This window comes from Microbacterium sp. WCS2018Hpa-23 (assembly GCF_031843845.1).
In the GTDB taxonomy this organism is placed as follows: domain Bacteria; phylum Actinomycetota; class Actinomycetes; order Actinomycetales; family Microbacteriaceae; genus Microbacterium.
Genome location: NZ_JAVTIZ010000010.1, coordinates 139,411 through 156,843 on the forward strand (window position 1 = coordinate 139,411; position 17,433 = coordinate 156,843).

14 protein-coding genes and 1 pseudogene are annotated in these 17,433 nt (G+C 68.3%); 10 read left to right on the forward strand and 5 right to left on the reverse strand.

Features of this window, described 5'->3' with window-relative positions:
• Positions 1-28: 28 nt before the first annotated feature.
• A complete protein-coding gene (locus RQG77_RS16695; protein ID WP_311245736.1) occupies positions 29-418 on the forward strand; it encodes a response regulator in 390 nt (129 codons plus the stop codon).
• 1 nt (position 419) lies between these two features.
• On the opposite strand, the gene RQG77_RS16700 is transcribed toward RQG77_RS16695, so the two are convergent.
• Positions 420-1,670: an MFS transporter gene (locus RQG77_RS16700; protein WP_311245737.1), complete on the reverse strand. Its 1,251-nt coding sequence runs from the start codon at positions 1,668-1,670 to the stop codon at positions 420-422.
• Between the two features lie 59 nt (positions 1,671-1,729).
• On the opposite strand from RQG77_RS16700, the gene RQG77_RS16705 reads away from it, so the two are divergent.
• Positions 1,730-2,791, forward strand: a complete 1,062-nt coding sequence (locus tag RQG77_RS16705; protein WP_311245738.1) for a LacI family DNA-binding transcriptional regulator — start codon at positions 1,730-1,732, stop codon at positions 2,789-2,791.
• Between the two features lie 21 nt (positions 2,792-2,812).
• On the opposite strand, the gene RQG77_RS16710 is transcribed toward RQG77_RS16705, so the two are convergent.
• Both RQG77_RS16710 and RQG77_RS16715 read right to left on the reverse strand, forming a co-directional pair.
• Positions 2,813-4,315 carry a hypothetical protein gene (locus tag RQG77_RS16710; RefSeq protein WP_311245739.1) on the reverse strand — a complete coding sequence of 501 codons (1,503 nt, stop codon included), beginning with the start codon at positions 4,313-4,315 and terminating at the stop codon, positions 2,813-2,815.
• A 103-nt stretch (positions 4,316-4,418) separates the two neighbouring features.
• Positions 4,419-4,748, reverse strand: a complete 330-nt coding sequence (locus tag RQG77_RS16715; RefSeq protein ID WP_056511344.1) for an L-rhamnose mutarotase — start codon at positions 4,746-4,748, stop codon at positions 4,419-4,421.
• Between the two features lie 298 nt (positions 4,749-5,046).
• On the opposite strand from RQG77_RS16715, the gene RQG77_RS16720 reads away from it, so the two are divergent.
• The 7 genes and pseudogenes from RQG77_RS16720 (at position 5,047) to RQG77_RS16750 (ending at position 12,429) form a co-directional block, all read left to right on the forward strand.
• Positions 5,047-7,989, forward strand: coding sequence for a Na+/H+ antiporter subunit A (locus RQG77_RS16720; protein ID WP_311245740.1), 2,943 nt, complete (start codon positions 5,047-5,049; stop codon positions 7,987-7,989).
• A pseudogene (locus RQG77_RS16725) lies at positions 7,989-8,498 on the forward strand (Na(+)/H(+) antiporter subunit C); the annotation flags it as partial. The gene RQG77_RS16720 and the pseudogene RQG77_RS16725, both read left to right, overlap by 1 nt.
• A gap of 257 nt (positions 8,499-8,755) precedes the next feature.
• Entirely contained in the window at positions 8,756-10,309 is a 1,554-nt protein-coding gene (locus tag RQG77_RS16730) for a Na+/H+ antiporter subunit D (protein ID WP_311245741.1), read from the forward strand.
• Positions 10,306-10,941: a Na+/H+ antiporter subunit E gene (locus RQG77_RS16735; RefSeq protein ID WP_311245742.1), complete on the forward strand. Its 636-nt coding sequence runs from the start codon at positions 10,306-10,308 to the stop codon at positions 10,939-10,941. The genes RQG77_RS16730 and RQG77_RS16735 overlap by 4 nt, the downstream gene beginning before the upstream one ends.
• On the forward strand, positions 10,938-11,207 hold the full coding sequence (locus RQG77_RS16740) for a monovalent cation/H+ antiporter complex subunit F (RefSeq protein WP_311245743.1): 270 nt from the start codon (positions 10,938-10,940) through the stop codon (positions 11,205-11,207). The genes RQG77_RS16735 and RQG77_RS16740 overlap by 4 nt, the downstream gene beginning before the upstream one ends.
• Positions 11,204-11,593, forward strand: a complete 390-nt coding sequence (mnhG, locus tag RQG77_RS16745; protein WP_056511310.1) for a monovalent cation/H(+) antiporter subunit G — start codon at positions 11,204-11,206, stop codon at positions 11,591-11,593. Before RQG77_RS16740 ends, mnhG begins: the two co-directional genes overlap by 4 nt.
• A 20-nt stretch (positions 11,594-11,613) precedes the next feature.
• A complete protein-coding gene (locus tag RQG77_RS16750) occupies positions 11,614-12,429 on the forward strand; it encodes a DUF2510 domain-containing protein (protein WP_311245744.1) in 816 nt (271 codons plus the stop codon).
• Between the two features lie 34 nt (positions 12,430-12,463).
• Here RQG77_RS16750 and RQG77_RS16755 read toward each other — a convergent pair whose 3' ends face one another.
• Positions 12,464-13,225, reverse strand: a complete 762-nt coding sequence (locus tag RQG77_RS16755) for an alpha/beta fold hydrolase (protein WP_056511299.1) — start codon at positions 13,223-13,225, stop codon at positions 12,464-12,466.
• Positions 13,226-13,328: 103 nt separating this feature from the next.
• Here RQG77_RS16755 and RQG77_RS16760 point away from each other — a divergent pair, with 103 nt between their 5' ends.
• Entirely contained in the window at positions 13,329-14,693 is a 1,365-nt protein-coding gene (locus RQG77_RS16760) for an MFS transporter (RefSeq protein WP_311245745.1), read from the forward strand.
• A gap of 19 nt (positions 14,694-14,712) precedes the next feature.
• On the opposite strand, the gene RQG77_RS16765 is transcribed toward RQG77_RS16760, so the two are convergent.
• Positions 14,713-17,373 (reverse strand): penicillin acylase family protein, encoded by a 2,661-nt coding sequence (locus RQG77_RS16765; RefSeq protein WP_311245746.1) that lies wholly within the window; start codon positions 17,371-17,373, stop codon positions 14,713-14,715.
• Positions 17,374-17,433: the final 60 nt, after the last annotated feature.

The following is a 17,433-nucleotide window of genomic DNA, read 5'->3' on the forward strand; positions in this document are numbered from 1 at the left end:
TCTGGGCTGACGGGTCAAGGATGAGGAGATGACGGTGTCGATAGAGCTGGTGACCATGATCGTGACCGTCGCGACCACGTTGCTGGGCCTTGCCGCAGGCTTCGGATGGATGATCACGCGCACGGACACGCGATTCGAGAAGTTCGAGCAGCGGATGGATGCCCGGTTCGAGATGTCCGAGCAGCGGATGGATGCCCGGTTCGACAAGTTCGAGCAGCGCATGGACGCGCGGTTCGAGATGTCCGAACAGCGCATGGATGCGCGGTTCACGAAAGTGGACGTTCAGTCCGACCGTGTCGACGCGCGATTCGATCGGCTGGAGGGTGAGCTGAAGGAGGTTCGGGCCGAGATCGGCGAGGTGAAGATCGCCGTCGCTCGCCTCGAAGGCCCGTCGCCGCGCCTCCTCGTAGCCCGCTGATCTAAGAGGCTGACGTCGCCGCGACGGGCGGCGTCGACATCTCGTCCTGGCGCAGCGGGCGGGCGGCGCCCGAGAACAGACCCGAGAGCACGACGAGGCCGACCAGGATGAACAGGGTGTTCAGCAGCCCGATGTGCTCGCTGATGAAGCCGAGCACCGGAGGGCCGCCCAGGAACGAGATGTAGCCGATCGTCGCGGCGGCGCTCACGCGTGCGGCCGCCTTGGCGGGGTCGTCCGCGGCGGCGGACATGCCGAGCGGGAAGCCGAGCGATGCGCCGATGCCCCACAGTGCCGCACCCGCGAACACCAGCGGGAGGCTCGGCGCGAAGATGAACAGCAGGATGCCGGAGGCCGCGGCGACTGCCAGGATACGCAGCACCGCCACACGGCCGAATCGGTCGACCAGTGGCCCACCGAAGACGCGCACGACCGTCATCGCGACCGAGAAGGTGGCGAGGGCGGCCGCGCCGAGCGCGGTTCCGCCACCGTGGTCTTCGGCGACTCCGAGGGCGAGCCAGTCGTTGGCGCCGCCCTCGGCGAAGGACATGCCGAGCATCACGACGCCGATCGCATACGTGCGCGGTTCGCGCCAAGCCGACATGGCGACGTGCATCCGCTCGCGCCAGTGCGGCTTCTCGCTGTCCTCGTCGCTCGGGTCGAGCGCCTCCTGGCGTCGGGGAACGCTGGCGATGCTGACGACACCGATCGCGGCGATCAGCATCGCGATCACGAGGGTGTGCGTGAAGACGTTGATCTGCAGCTGCGCGGCGAGGGCGCCGAGCCCGGCTCCGATGACCGTGCCGAAGCTGAAGAACGCGTGGAAGAGCGGGAGGATCGTCTTGCCCGAGTGCTGCTCGATCGCCGTCGCCTCGACATTCATCATGACGTCGACGCATCCGTTGCCTAGGCCGAACAGCACCAGTCCGATGAGCACGACGGCATACGAGCCGAGCGCATTGGCTCCGATGCCGATCAGCGCGACGCCGGACGCGAACGTGAAGATCGACACCATCATGCCGAGGCGTGCGCCGGTGCGCGCCATGATCGCGGGACTGGTCGAGATTCCGATGATCGACGCGATTCCCGCGCCGAGCAGCAGCATGCCGACCTGTGCCTTGTCGACCTCGAGCGCGAGCTTGATGTCGGGGACACGCGATGCCCAGGTGGCGATCGACAGACCGCTGGCGAGGAAGATCGCGAAGATCGCCGTGCGCCAGCGCACGTACTGCGATCGGGAGAGAGCCGTGTCCATGATCGACAGCATATCGAATCGATTCGATGGGAGGGAACCGGGGGAGCTATCCTCGGAGTATGACGAGTCACGAGACCACGCGCCGCGCGACGATCGCTGACGTCGCACGCGCGGCGGGCGTGGCGACGTCGACCGCATCCGTCGTCTTCAGTGGCAAGGCCAACGTCGCGCCCGGCACTCGTGAGCGGGTGCTCGCGGTCGCTGCCGAACTCGGCTACGCCGGACCTGACCCGCGTGCCGCCTCACTGCGCCGAGGACGCAGCGGCATCGTCGCCGTGGTGCTCGAGGGCCACCTGCGGGCGGCGTTCCTCGACCCGGTGACCACCGCGATGATGGACGGTCTCACCGACGGGATGGCCGACCTGAGTGCGGGCATCCTGCTCATGCGCGACGAGCCAGGCGACGACGGATCGTCGCTCTCGAACGCGCCGGTCGATGCGGTCGTGCTGATCGGATGCTCCGGCCGCACCAAGGCCTCGCTCGGCATCGTGCGCAGCCGTGGTCTGCCGGTCGTCGTGATCGAGGGCGATGCGGGCGAGGGGATCCCGAGGATCACCCTCGACAACGCCGCGGCGGCCGCCGATGTCGCCCGTCATCTGCGCGACCTGGGGCACCGCGACGTCGCCCTCGTCACTCTGCCCCTCGACACCGGGCGCGACCGGGGGCCGGTCACGCAGGAGCGCATCGACTCCGCCACCGTCGACGTCACGATCGACCGCCTCGCCGGCATGCGCGAGATCTTCCCTGATGCGCCGGCCATCTCGGCGGGCGGCAGCCTGATCGACGAGGGTCTTCTCGCCGGACGTATTCTGCTGGCGGATGCTGAGTCGCGGCCGACGGCCATCCTGGCCCAGAGCGACCTCATCGCGGTCGGGATCGTCCGCGCGGCGGAGGAACTCGGACTGAGGGTGCCCGAAGACCTGTCGGTCGCGGGCTTCGACGGCATCGCTGCCGACGGCCTCGGCGATCTTGTGCTCACCACGAGCGTGCAGCCGGCGGTCGAGAAGGGGCGCGCGGCGGGCGAGCAGGTCGCCCGGATGCTCCGAGGCGAGCCCGGCCTGACGCTGCACCTCACCTGTCGGTTCCGCGAGGGGACGACGACGGCACCCCCCGCGCGCTGACCTTCAGCTGTGCGCAGACCTTCAGCTGTGGGCAGGGCCGAGGGGCAGAGATGCGGCACCGAAGTCGAGGATCGAGTACCGGCCGCAGTCGACGATCTCGTCAGAAACGGCGGACTCCGGGAGGTCCCACTGCACGGTCTGGGAGTCTTCGACCAGGAACGAGACCTCGCCGACCTCGAAGTCGGTGCGATTCACGAGCCACGCGTATCCGTTGAGCTGATGATCGACCTGCACCAGCTGTGACGGATCGGCGAGGTGCAGCTTCGGGAGACGGACTGTCCAGAACTGCCCTGCGCCGGTGCGTCCCGAGGCGTCCACCCACTCGGTGACGCAGGCGAGGTCGGGGTCGGTCTGCTGCGCGGCATCCGCGAGGCGAGGGATGCTCAGGCCACCGCCGACGAGCAGCAGCGCGCCGGCAGCCGCGGCCGCCCCTCGGCGCAGGCGCACAGGGAACGTCACCACACGGGGCGCGGCGACGAGCGCGAGCAGCGGTGCGAAGACGATCGGCTGGAGGTAGCGCGCCGCGTGGGTGCCGAGAGCGATGGCGCCGACGACGACCAGCAACGGCACGATCCACGCCACGACGGCGACGAACCGCGAGCCGACGTCGGGCGCGCGAAGGGTGCGGACCACGGCGAGCGTGACGAGAGCCAGGGTCATCAGCGACGCGAGGATGCCGGGCGGTGTCGAGAGACGGTCTGCGAGCAGCCCGCCGTAGTAGGTGATCGATTCCGGCCAGAGCTCCGGCTGTGCGTATCCGGCTCCCGTGTTCGCGATCCATGCCGCGAACGGAATACGTGCGAGGAAGCCGAGTCCGGTCGCCCCGACGAGGATGGCCGACGAGGTGAGGATGCGGGTCCGCCGACCCGCGTCGAGCAGCGCGGTGACGGAGAGGACGAGCGTCAGTGGCACCGTCGCCCAGACGGCGAAGAGCGGGTTGGAGAGGGTCGAGACCAGAGCGACCACGCCGAGGGCGACAGCGAGTCCGACGCCGCGTGCTCGTCGATCGAGCATCCGTCGCATGATGCCGACCGCAAGGATCACGGCGACGACCGTCGCCGAGTAGTAGGTGGTGGTCAGCTGCAGTGACGCGAGTTCGAGCGCGTCGCGCGACGCGGATGTCTCGGTCATCGCCAGAGCGCCGAAAGCAGCGAGAGCGATGATCGACCAGGCCACCGGAGCGGAACCCGGGCGGGACCGGCCCGCGACCAGGCGGATCGCCCCGTACAGGGCGAGCAGGTTCAGTGCCCCGCTCACCGCGAAGAGGCCGTTCACGCCGAGGGGGAGAGCGGCGTCGAGAGCCGCGAAGCCGGCGGATTCGGGGAGGAAGAGCACGCTCGACATGGCCCAGTCGAGCTTCTCTCCGGAGAGCAGCGACCGGGCGACCATCGCGACGATCAGCGAGTCGCCGTCGCGGAACATCAGCTCGGCGCGGGCGGACGCCGCCACCGTGGCTGCGGTGATCAGCGAGACGGCGGCGGCCGCAATCCACCCGGTCAGCTCTCGCGCCCATGCCCGTGTCACGGAGCTACTCTGCCACGGCCCGCGCACGTTCGAATCGCGTGAATGGCTGCATCCGGACACGATTTACGACCATTTGCGCGATTCGAAAGGGTCGGTGACCCCGTCAGGACGAGGCCTGAGTCCTCAGATCCCAGATCTGCTCGAGGGGAGCCGTGCCCTCGTCTCCGTCGGCGTCGCGGAAGACCTCGACGAACCGGCCGATGTCGGCCTGCCAGGCGTGGTCGGCCGGGTCGTCCTTCAGCGCCGCGACCGCGGCATCCCAGTCGTCGCAGTCGACGAGGTGGAACAGGCGGTGGCCCGACCGCCAGATCGTCCAGTCGTGGATGCCGATGCGAGCGAACGTCGCCGCGAGGGCATCCGGGATGCGCGCGTGGTTCGTGCGATAGTCGTCGATCGCGCCGTCGCGGATCTCGGAGTGCAGGGCGATGCGCATGAAGAGGCCTCTCGTCAGTCCCGAGGGCGGAAGGAGATCGCGACGGGGGTCGCGGCATCCGCCACATCGACCAGGATCCCACCGTGGGGCCTCGCAGCAGTCGATGAACGCATCCGAATGATCTGATTCCGGACTTCGAATCGCGCAAATTGCCCGAAATGCCGGGGGGAATCAGCCATTTGCGCGATTCGAAAGCGACATCATCGACCCGGAATGCCGGAATCGCAAGGTAAACTAGGTAGCGACACCCGCCCGCCTGCGCCGCCCCCCGGCCGACGAGCTTTGAGGAGCCGCGTATATGCTGACGCTCCTCGCCGTGTTCCTCCTCGGGTCGATTCTGATGCCGGTGCTGGTGCGATGGCTGGGATCTCAGGCATTCGCGATCGCGGCTCTCATTCCCGCAGCGGCATTCGTCCACGCGCTCGTCCTCACACCCCAGGTGCTCGACGGGCCCACGCCGTTCGTGTCGGTCGAGTGGATCCCACAGCTCGGGCTCGACCTGTCGATGAACATGGACGTGCTCGGCTGGGTGCTCACCCTGATCGTCACGGGCGTCGGTGCTCTCGTACTGCTCTACTGCCGCTGGTACTTCCACGACGACTCGGCGGGGATCGGCCAGTTCGCGGCCGTCCTGCTCGGATTCGCCGGCGCGATGTACGGTCTCGTCCTGACCGACGACCTGGTCATGCTCGTCATGTTCTGGGAGGTGACGAGCATCCTCTCGTACCTCCTGATCGGGCACTACCGGCGCCGCGCGGCCAGCCGACGTGCGGCCCTGCAGGCGCTCCTGGTCACCACCCTCGGCGGACTCGTCATGTTCGTCGGGGTCGTGCTGCTCGTGGTCGATGCCGGCACCTCCAGCATCCGCGAGATCCTCGAGCTCGCCCCCACCGGTCCCATCGTCGACGCCGCGGTGGTGATGCTCCTGATCGGAGCCATCAGCAAGTCCGCGATCTTCCCGTTCCACTTCTGGCTGCCTGGAGCCATGGCTGCGCCGACGCCGGTGAGCGCGTACCTGCACGCGGCGGCCATGGTGAAGGCGGGGATCTACCTGATCGCGCGCTTCGCACCGATCTTCGCGTTCACCGGCCCGTGGCGGCCGATCATCATCTCGCTGGGCATCCTGACGATGCTGATCGGCGGCATCCAGGCGCTGCGCGAAACCGACCTCAAGCGCATCCTCGCGTTCGGCACCGTCAGCCAGCTGGGCTTCTTCTCGGTCGTGATCGGCTACGGCACCCAGGCGAGCGCGCTGGCCGGTCTCGCACTCGTGATCGCGCACGCGCTGTTCAAGTCGGCGCTGTTCCTGATCGTCGGCGTGATCGACCGTCAGCTGTCGACGCGAGACATCACCGAGCTGAGCGGCGTCGGGCGTCAAGCCCCCGTCATGGCGACCGCGGCATTCATCTCGGTCGCCTCGATGGCGGGCATCGCACCGACCCTCGGATTCGTGGCGAAGGAGTCGACCCTCACCGCGCTCCTCGACGATGCCATGCACGGCTCTCCGTGGGGTCTCGTCGCGATCATCGGCGTCAGCCTCGGATCCATTCTCACTGCGGCATATGGCATCCGCTTCCTCTGGGGAGCCTTCTGGAAGAAGCGGGATGCCGTCGGCGACCGCCTGCCGGACACCGCCTGGCCCGACCCGCCCGTCGGCTTCCTCTCGGCGCCGATCATCCTCGCCGGACTCACGATCGCCGCCGGAATCGGCGCCCCCGCACTCGACACCGCTCTGCAGGGGTACGCACTCACGGCGACCCCCGGACTCGACGCCGAAGGCGTCGCCGCAGAGGGCCCCGGGCACCTCGCGCTCTGGCACGGGCTGGAGCCCGCGCTCGGCATCTCGATCCTCTCGATCCTTCTCGGTGCGGGGCTCTTCCTGCTCACGGTGCGCACCGGATGGGATCGCAAGGCACGCCTCATACGCTTCACGGCTGCAGACGTCTACTACCTGGTGATGCGCGGCATCGACCGCCTCTCGGTGCTCAGCACGACGCTGACCCAGCGAGGATCTCTCCCCGTCTACGTCGGCACGATCTTCGTCGTGTTCGTGGCGGCCGAGATCACCGCACTCCTGGCCAGCGACATCGACCGATTCCAGCTCTCCGCGTGGCACACACCGGCCCAGCTGGTCGTCGCGCCGATGATGGCGGCAGCCGCCGTCATGGCTGTGCGCGCGCAGAAGCGCTACACCGGTGTCGTGCTCGTCTCGATCACCGGTCTCGGCATGGTCGTGCTGTTCGCGACGAGCGGCGCCCCCGACCTGGCGCTCACGCAGATCCTCGTCGAGACGGTGACCATGGTCACGTTCGCCCTTGTGCTCCGGCGACTGCCAGCGCGGATGGGCGAGCACAATGCCTCCGTCGGTCGCATCCCGCGGGCGCTCCTCGGCGTCGGCGTGGGCCTGACTATGGCCCTGGTCGCGATCGTGGCGACGCAGTCGCGTGTCTCCGACCCCATCTCCGAGGCGTTCCCCAAGCTCGCGTACGAGATCGGCCACGGCAAGAACGTCGTCAACGTCGCGCTCGTCGACCTCCGCGGGTGGGACACGATGGGCGAGCTCTCGGTGCTCGTGCTGGCCGCCACCGGAGTCGCATCGCTGGTGTTCGTCACGCACCGGGCCGACATGCTCTCGGCGACGAAGACGCTGCCCAAGGCCCGTCGCCGTCGCACGCTCAGCCGCCCCCTCGTCGAGACGACCGAGGGCGTGCGCTTCCAGACCTCCGAGAACGAGAGCAGCCCGCGCGCCTGGCTCGTCGGCGGTCCGAAGATGAAGCCCGAGAACAGGTCGATCCTGCTCGAGGTCATCGTCCGCATCCTCTTCCACACGATCATCGTGGTGTCGATCTTCCTGCTGTTCTCCGGACACAACCTCCCCGGTGGCGGGTTCGCCGGCGGACTCGTCGCCGGCATGGCGCTCGTCATGCGATACGTCGCGGGCGGACGCTGGGAGCTCGGAGCGGCTGCACCGACGGATGCCGGTCGACTTCTCGGCACCGGCCTCATCCTCGCCGTCGGAACCGCCGTCGTTCCGCTGTTCTTCGGCATGGCTCCGCTCACCAGCACCTTCTGGGAGTGGGAGATCCCGGGCATCGGCCACATGGAGTTCGTCACCTCGACAATCTTCGACATCGGCGTCTACCTCGTCGTGATCGGGCTCGTGCTGGATGTGCTGCGCAGCCTCGGCGCCGAGGTCGACCGTCAGGCACAGGAGTTCCGCGAGCGGGGGGTGACCATCTGATGGATGTCTCCCTGACCCTGATCGTGATCATGGCCGTGCTGTTCGCGTGCGGTGTCTACGCGATGCTCGAGCGCAGCCTCACCCGCGTGCTGATCGGATTCCTCCTGCTCGGCAACGCCACGAACATCCTGCTGCTCATCGTGATGGGCGTCCCGGGCAACGCGCCCTTCTTCGGCACCGAAGGCGAGCTCAGCGATCCGCTCCCGCAGGCGCTCACGCTCACGGCCATCGTCATCACGTTCGCCGTCTCGGCGTTCCTGCTCGCCCTCATCTACCGCTCTTGGCAGCTGGGTCAGGCCGACACCGTCGAAGACGACGAGGCCGACATCGCGCTCCGCGAGCGCACCGATGCCGACGAGGATCTCATGGACGACGAGGCCGACGCCGCCGACGACGAGGCCACCACCGACTTCGTCGGCGTGCAGACCTCGCCGATCACGGTGCTGCACATGCGCGACCACCCCGCGATCCACGATGACGCGCCCACCGACCGGCCCACGGCGGCTCGCACAGCGCCCACGGATGCGGATGCGGTTCCGGACGTGGATGCCGGCGCGGGCGCATCCGTCCTCGACGGAGAATCGGCCCCGCCTGACGACGGCGGGGCGGCGGACGCGAGGGACTCGTCGGCATTCCGGACGGACTCCGACACCCACGCGGCCGACGCCCATGAGACCGATGCCGCGGACGCCGCTCGAGACACCGCGGCAGACACAGCTTCCGATGACAGCGCACCGGAGCACACCGATGACGGGGAGGACCGCCGATGAGCGCCCTCGTCCCCCTGCTCGTCGCGCTGCCGCTGCTCGGTGCCGCGGTCACGCTGATCTTCGGCCGCAATCCGCGCCTGCAGGCCTTCGTCACGGTCGCGACCCTGGCGATCGTCTCGGTGATCGCCGCGGTGCTGCTGGTGGTCGTCGACGCCGGCGCCCCGCTCGCCGTCTCGGTCGGCGGCTGGCCCGTGCCGTTCGGCATCGTCCTCTACGTCGACCGACTCGCCGCGCTCCTGGTGCTCATCTCGAGCATCGTGCTGCTCGCCGTGCTGCTCTTCTCGATCGGTCAGGGTGCAGCAGACGGCACGGACGAGACACCGATCTCGATCTTCAACCCGTCGTACCTGATCCTCGCCGCCGGAATCTTCAACGCGTTCATCGCGGGCGATCTCTTCAACCTGTACGTCGGCTTCGAGATCCTGCTCGTCGCGTCATACGTGCTGATCACGTTGGGCAGCACCGAGTCCCGCATCCGCACCGGCGCCGTCTACATCGTCGTGTCTCTGGTCTCGTCGATCCTGTTCCTCGCTTCGATCGCGATGATCTACGGGGCCCTCGGCACTGTGAACATGGCGCAGATCGCCGAGCGGATGACCGAGCTGCCGCAGGAGACGCAGCTCGTGCTGCACCTCATGCTGGTGGTCGCGTTCGGCATCAAGGCCGCCATCTTCCCGGTGTCCTTCTGGCTGCCCGACTCGTATCCGACCGCCCCGGCTCCTGTCACCGCGGTCTTCGCCGGCTTGCTGACGAAGGTCGGCGTGTACGCGCTGATCCGCACCGAGACGCAGCTGTTCGCCGACAACAGCATCGACACCCTGCTCCTGATCATCGCGCTCGCGACCATGATCGTGGGAGTACTCGGTGCCGTCGCTCAGGCGGAGCTCAAACGAATCCTGTCGTTCACGCTGGTGAGTCACGTCGGGTACATGATCTTCGGTCTCGCGATAGCGACGCCTGCCGCGATCGGCGCGACGGTGTACTACATCGTCCACCACATCATCGTGCAGACCACCCTGTTCCTCGCCGTCGGCCTCATCGAGCGCCGCGCAGGCAGCACGTCGATCCTCAGGGTGAAGGGACTGCTCAAGGTCGCGCCGGTGATCGCCGTGCTCTACTTCATCCCGGCGATCAACCTCGGCGGCCTGCCTCCGTTCTCCGGGTTCATCGGCAAGTTCGCGCTGTTCGAGGCCGCGGCATCCGTCGGAACCCCGCTGATGATCGTGCTGATCTTCGGCGGGATCGTCACCTCGCTCCTCACCCTCTACGCGCTGATGCGCGCCTGGAACCTCGCGTTCTGGCGCGAGGAGGAGGACTCCGCCGAGACCGAGGGACGCATCTCGTACCTGGGCAACGCCCCGGCGGCGGACGAGCAGCAGGAGCGTCGCCGCATCCCGAGGATCATGACCGTCGCGACAGCCGGCATGGTCGGGGTCACTCTGGCGCTGACCGTCTTCGCGGGCCCCCTCTACGCGCTGTGCGACCGCATCGGTGAAGCTCTGCTCGACCCGGTGAGCCTCATCCAGCTGGAAGACGAGGTCGAGGGATGAGCCCCACCGAGACCGGCCGTCATTTCTGGCGTGACATCCGCGTGCAGCTTCCGTTCCTCGCGTGGCTCGTCGTGCTGTGGATGCTGCTGTGGGCGCAGTTCACGGTGCTCGCCTTCCTGTCCGGGCTCGTCGTCGCCGTGTTCGTCACGCGCGTCTTCCGGCTGCCGACGGTCGAGCTCTCCGGGCGCATCAACGTCTGGTACGCCGCGCTTCTGGTCGTGCAGTTCCTGTTCGCCGTGCTGCGAGGAGCGCTCGCGGTGACCGTGCAGGTCTTCGACTTCCGGCGTCAGCCGGGTGCGGCGATCATCGCCGTGCCGCTGAAGTACGCGGACGACCTCATGATGACGCACGTGTCGGTCGTGTCGTCGCTCGTTCCCGGGTCTCTCGTCGTCGAGGCCGATCGCGACCGCCAGGTGCTGTACCTGCACGTGATCGGCGTGCGCAGCCTGGCCGACGTCGAGAAGCAGCGCGAGGGCGTGCTCCGCTGGGAGCGCAGGGTCGTGCGTGCGCTCGGCGCCCCTGAGCAGTACCGCGCCCTCAAGGCCGACGAGCGCGCGGCGCGTGCTGGCGGTGTCGGTTCTGCCGGTTCTGTCGGATCTGCCGGTGGAGCGAAGAAGGGTGGTGCGCGATGAACATCCTGCTGCTGGCGATCATGGTCGTCTTCGGGCTCGCTGCAATCCTGACGATCGTCCGGATCGTGCGCGGCCCGTCGATCCTCGACCGCGCCGTCGCCTCCGATGTGCTGCTCACCGAAGTGATGTGCGTGCTCGGCGCCGAGATGGCGATCAACGGGCACACCCGCAACATCCCCGTGCTGCTGATCATCGCCGCGGTGGGCGTGTTCGGGTCGATCTCGGTCGCCCGGTTCGTCGCCAGAAGGGACAACACGACGCCATGAACGTATTCGGCCTCAGCATCCCCGACGGCGTCATCGACGTCGCCGTCCTCGTGCTGATCCTGCTCGGTGCGCTGCTCTGCCTCTCTGCCGCCGTAGGACTGCTGCGCTTCCGCGACGTGCCGTCTCGACTGCACGCGGCCACCAAGCCCCAGGTGCTGGGGCTCATCCTGATCTGTCTCGCGATCGCCCTCTCGCTGCGCACGGTCGGAGGGATCCTCGTCGGTCTCGCCCTCGTCGCCCCGATCGTGCTCATGCAGTTCGCCACGGCCCCGTTGTCCGCGCATATCGTGGGACGTCAGGCCTATCGCAACGGCACGACCGACGAGCGAAGCCTGGTCGTCGACGAGCTCGCCGAATCGAAGCAGACTCCTCCCGGCGCGGGCTGAGGGGGCACGGAGGGGGAACCATGTCAGCACCGGAGGGGTGGTACGACGCCGGCACACCGGGTCTTCAGCGCTGGTGGGACGGTGTGCAGTGGACCGCACATGAGCGCGCGGCGGCACCGGCGACTCTGTCGATGGGCTGGTATCCGGTGCCGGGCACGACGGACGTCCGCTGGTGGGACGGCGTGATGTGGACGCCGTATCGCGTCCGCGCCGGCAAGCCGCGGCCCGACTGGTTGGCGGTCGAGCCGCCGGCCATGGGAGTGGTCCTCGGCATCCTGTTCGCCGTGCTCGGGATGCTGCAACTGTTCGCGGCGCTGGTGACGCAGAATCCCGGCAACTTCATCTTCCCCGCGCTGCTTCTGTCGGTGGCGGTCATCTGGTTCGCCGGCGCCGCGTACTCGCGCGGCGTGCGCGGGCTTCCCGTTCCGCAGTCGGCCCCGGTAGTCGACGCGGTCGTCCGGCCGCTGCCGGGTGAGGTCGACGGGCCCGATGCCGGGTGGTATCCGATGACGAGGCAGGTCAGCCGTTGGTGGACGGGTTCCCGATGGAGCTGGTACATCGGCACGAGGTTCGGTCCTCGACCCGGGCACGCCGGGCCTCGCGGCTATCTCACGTCGATGATCGTCGGATGGTGTGTGGCCGGGCTCGCCGTGATCGGTGCGATCGTCGCAGTGCTGGGAACCGTCATGGAGCAGAGCCCCATCACGGTGGTCATGATCGTGTTCGGCGTCTTCGTGGCCCTGATCATGGGCGGCCTGGGCGCGTTCGCCCTTCTGCTGACGCGGGCGCGCCGCAACGCGCTGCTTCTTCCGGCGACACCTCCGCCGGTGCGCTGAGGCATCAGCCGCGCGGGGGTGGAGAGGGTGCGGGTCAGAGGTTGTCGGCGAAGCCCTGGATCAGGCGCGCGGCGGGCTCGGAGTCGCTGATCAGCGTGCCGTGACCGTGATCGGGGATCACCTGCAGGTCGGCGCCGGGGATCTCGTCGATGATCTCCTGGCACCAGCTCATCGGCGCCAGCGGATCGTCCTCACCGCGCAGCACGAGCACAGGCTGGTCGATGCGCGCGAACGCCTTCTCGGGCTGGTGCACGATGGTCGCGCGGATCTTGCGGATCAGGTGGGGGCCGCCCCGGAGGTACTCCCGTGCACCGCGCCAGATCACCAGCGGGCGCTCGCCGACCAGGTCGGTCAGCAGATAGCTCGCCTGCGCGGCGACATTGCGCGCGGCCTTGTTCACCGTGGGGCCGGCGAGCACGACGCCCTCGACGAGCGACGGATGCCGTGCGGCGAGCTCCGCCGCGATCTGACTGCCCATCGAATGGCCGATCACGACGACCGGACCTTCACCGGCGTGACGCAGGTAGGCGGCGACGAGGTCGGCGTGACGCTCCATTGTGAACGTGCGGGCGGGCTCGGGGGCCTCGCCGAACCCGGGGAGGTCGAGTGCGATGACCCGGCCGCGCAGTCGCTGCACGACGTCGAGGTAGACGCTGCGGCCCATGCCGATGCCGTGCAGCAGCAGGAAGGTGTGTGCGCCTTCTCCGAAGGTCTCCGCGATCAGGGTCGCCCCGGCGTGCTCGAACTCGAGCAGCGTGACGGGTGTGCCCTTCGGGGCGAGATAGCTGGAGACCACCCGTCAACGCTAACCGAGTGAGGGCAGTGGGACTAACCCGGGATTCGCGGATCGCATACCGGTGTCTGATGGGGAGCTGGTCGGAGCCGTGCGAGGATGAAGGGTGTCTTCGCCCGATCCCGATCCCGATCAGATCGAGGCGGGGCGCGAGACAGCAGGCTCTTCGAAGGGCCTCATCGCTCGCATCGCAGACGGGCTGAGCGACCCGGTGCTGCGGGCCCTCGTCGCGGCGACCGCCGTCTCGCGGATCGGCCGTGGTGTCTTCCTCGCCGTCACCGTGCTCTTCTTCACGCAGATCATCGGCCTCTCACCCGCGCTCGCGGCGGTGGTGCTCGCGGTGTCGAGCGGATGCGGTGTCGTGGGGTCGCTCCTCGGCGGCTGGCTCGCCGACCGGTGGAGCGCACGACGCCTCGCATTCGGCTTCGAGATGGCCGGCGGTGTACTGCTCGCCGCATATGCGTTCGTCGGCGATTTCGTGTCGGCTCTTCTGCTCGCGAGCCTCTCGGGCTTCTTCGATTCTCTCGGATACTCGGCCCGGTCCGCGATCATCGCGCGAGGATTCGCGCCGGAGAAGAGGGTGCACGCCCGCGCCGTGCTGCGGACCGTCACGAACCTCGCGATCGCGGCGGGCTCCGGTTTCGGTGCGATCGCCCTGGCATTGGGCACTCCGGAGGCCTACCGGGTCGTCATCGCCTGCGCGGGCGCCGTCTGCGCGCTGGGCTCGCTCTCGCTGCTCCGGCTGACGTCGGCCGTCGACGCTCCCGCGCGCAGCCGAGTGACTGCTCAGTTCACCGAGACCGGATCCATCGACACCCGTGCCACCGAGGCGGCATCTGCCGAGCGCAGAGACTGGAACCGCCGCTCGCCGTGGCGCGACCCCAGATACCTGCTGCTGAGTGCGCTATCGGCGATCTTCGGAATGCAGTTCGGAGTCGCGGAGCTCGGGGTGCCGCTGTGGATCAGCGAGTACACGACCGCCCCGGACGCCACCTTCGCGGTGCTGCTGATCGTCAACACGGCGCTGGTCGTGCTGTTCCAGGTGCGCGCATCCCGCGGCACGCACGACCTCCGGATCGCAGGCAGGGTGACGATGATCGCCGGCTGGCTGATGGTCTCCGCCTGCCTGATCTATGCGCTCGCCGCGGGTCTCCCGACGTGGGCGGCGATCGTCATCCTCGTCATCGGCATGATCATGCACACCTTCGCCGAGATCCTGTCACAGGCCGGAGCCTGGGGGCTCAGCTTCGAACTCGCCGATCCGGTGCGGGCGGGCGCGTATCAGGGTGTGTTCGGCATGGGCTTCTCGCTCGGAGCCCTCGCATCGCCTGTCGTCGTGAACGCCACGGCGATCACGTTCGGATTCGCGGGCTGGGTGATCCTGGCGGGGATCTTCCTCTCCGCTGCGATAGGCATCTGGTTGATCGCGCGCCGTGCCGCCGCATCCGAGCCGACGTCTGCACCTGCCTGAGAGCCCGGTCGAGCCGCACCTATTTCGCCGGCGTCAGCACGAGCGTGTGCCGGGCCGCCGCATCCACGGCCTTGTCGGAGAACGCCCACGGATTCTGCACCCCGGCCGCCCAGTCGGGAGTCTGATCGATGTAGTGCGCATCGAATGCGTGTCCCGAGGCTCCGGTGAGGTGGATCCACGTCGAGGAGTCGAAGTCCGACAGGTCGATCACCATCCGCATCGAGGGCACCGTGGTCGTCGCATACGACGTGCCGAGCTCCCACCCCGTCGCGTTGACCACCGATGCACCGCCGCTCACGGCGAAGGGTCCGCGATTGAAGAGCATCTCGATCGGGGCGATGCCTGAGGAGCCGAGGGTGTCGCTCGTCAGGGTGATGGCGTGCAGATCGCCCCACCTCCAGGCGCTGACCGTGGTGCCCTGCAGCGCGGAGAGCTCGTCGTAGGCCTCTTCGGCCGAGAGCGCGAGCATCTCGTCCATGCTCGAGACGTCGAGGGTCGGGTTGGTCCAGAGCGGATCGGTGGGGTCGTCGAGCAGCGCGGCGACCACCGTGAACAGGCGTCCCTGCCCGTCGATCGGCAGCGGCTCGTCGCGTTCGGCGAACAGGTTCTGCACGAGGTTCGACCACAGGACGTTCGCGTAGGCGGCGGCAGCGGAGGATGCCTCGTTCTGGGCATCCCACGAGCGCAGCAGGTCGACGGCATCCGCTGTTCCCGCCCCCTTCACCTCGACCTCGCCCATCGCGGATGCCAGACGCTTGCCGATCCACATCTCGCTGTCCATCTGGATCTCGCGCATGTCCTCAGCGGTGAGCGGCCCAGCTGCGGCCCGTCGTTCGATCAGATGTGCGATGCGTGCCGCCCGGTAGCCGTAGTCCCAGTCCCGCGAGAGGAAGTACGGGTAGGCGTCGGTGACGATCGCGTTGTTCGCGGTCACGATGTACCCCGAAGCGGGGTTGTACGACACCGGCAGCTCCTCGAAGGGGATGAACCCGGTCCAGTCGTAGCTGCTGTCCCACCCGGGCTGCGGCATCCACCCGTCGCCTGCGCCCCGGATCGGCAGGCGTCCGGGCGTCTGGTACCCGATGTTGCCCTCGGTGTCGGCATAGATGAGGTTCTGGGCGGGCACATCGAACAGCGAAGCGGCGTAACGGAACTCCTCGAAGTCCTGCGCCGTGGACAGAGCGAAGATCGCCGTCGCCGCGGTGCCGGGGTCGAGCGCCGTCCACCGCAGGCTGACGGCGTACTCGGAGCCGTCGCCGGCCGGTGCCGGGCTCGTCGCACCGCCGGCCGCGAGACCGGGTTCGGGGTCGTCGCCGATGGCCGTGAAGTCGTCGGTCAGTCCCGAGATGATCGGTCCGTGGACGGTCGAGCGGATGGTCAGCTCGATGTCATCGCCTCCGGCGACCTTGATGGTCTCGGTGCTCTCCTCGAGCGGCACGAGGGTGCCGTCGCGCCAGTACTGGTCGCCCTCGATCCGCTCGATGTACAGGTCGGTGACGTCGGTGGTCAGATTCGTGAAACCCCAGGCGACGTGCTGGTTGTGGCCGATCACGATGCCGGGGAGGCCCGAGAACGAGAAGCCGCCGACATCGAACGGACACTCGTCGGTGACCTCGCTGCACTTCAGCTGCACCTGGTACCAGACCGAGGGCAGGGAGGCGCCGAGATGCGGGTCGTTCGCGAGCAGAGGCATGCCGGTGGAGGTGAGGTCGCCCGACACCACCCACGAGTTTGAGCCGATGCCCTCTCCGACGTCGCCGACCAGGATGCTGGCCGCCTCGATCACGTCGGACGCCTCCTGCCACTCGATCGTGGTGGTGGCCTGCTGCATCTCGCCGTCGTTCTCGTCGTCGCTCTCTTCGGTGGTGAACGCGGCAGGTTCCGCATCCGTCCTGAGGGCCGGCACGGTGGAGATCTCGGGGACGATCACGGGGTGCTCGTCGAACGGATACGCGGGGTAGAGCGCGTCGAGCGTGGCCTGTGTCTCTGCGGCATCCGCAGAACCGGAGGCGAGCTCTGCCGCGAGCAGCGACCGCTCGGTCTCGTCCTCGACGTTGCCGCGGAGGTCCCAGGCCATCGCCTTCAGCCAGGCGACGGAATCCGCGGGCTCCCAGGGCTCAGGCGCGTACTCGGGATTCTGTATGCCCAGAACGGCATACTCGAGCGACAGCTCGGCACCGGACCGCGATGAGAGGTAGGCGTTGACCCCATCGGCGTAGGCCTCGTAGTAGCCGAGGGTCACGTCATCCATGGCTTCGACCTCGGCCTCGGCGACCGTGCGCCAGCCGAGGGTGCGCAGGAACGCATCCGTCCCCGCCTGCGACTCCCCGAACATCTCGGCGACTCGACCTGCCGTGACGTGGCGGCGGAAGTCCATCTCGAAGAAGCGGTCCTGCGCATGCACGAAGCCCTCGGCGTAGAAGAGATCGTGCGTCGAGTCGGCGGTGATGGTGGGGATGCCGCGATCGTCGCGCTGCACGGTGACCTCGGCCTCCAGGCCGTCGAGAGGCAGGGCGCCGTCGGTCTGGGGGAAGGAGCGTTGGATCGTCCAGGTGACGAAGAAGGCGGCGGCGACGGCGATCACGATGATCGCGGCCACGACGAGGAAGGTGATGCGGCCGATGCGCGCACCCAGTGAAGGGCGCGCAGGGTCGACGATCTCCAGCGAATCAGTTGTCATCTTCGAGAACTCTTTCGGGAAGGCAGGGTGGGACTCAGTCCCAGAGAGTCCCAGAGCGCG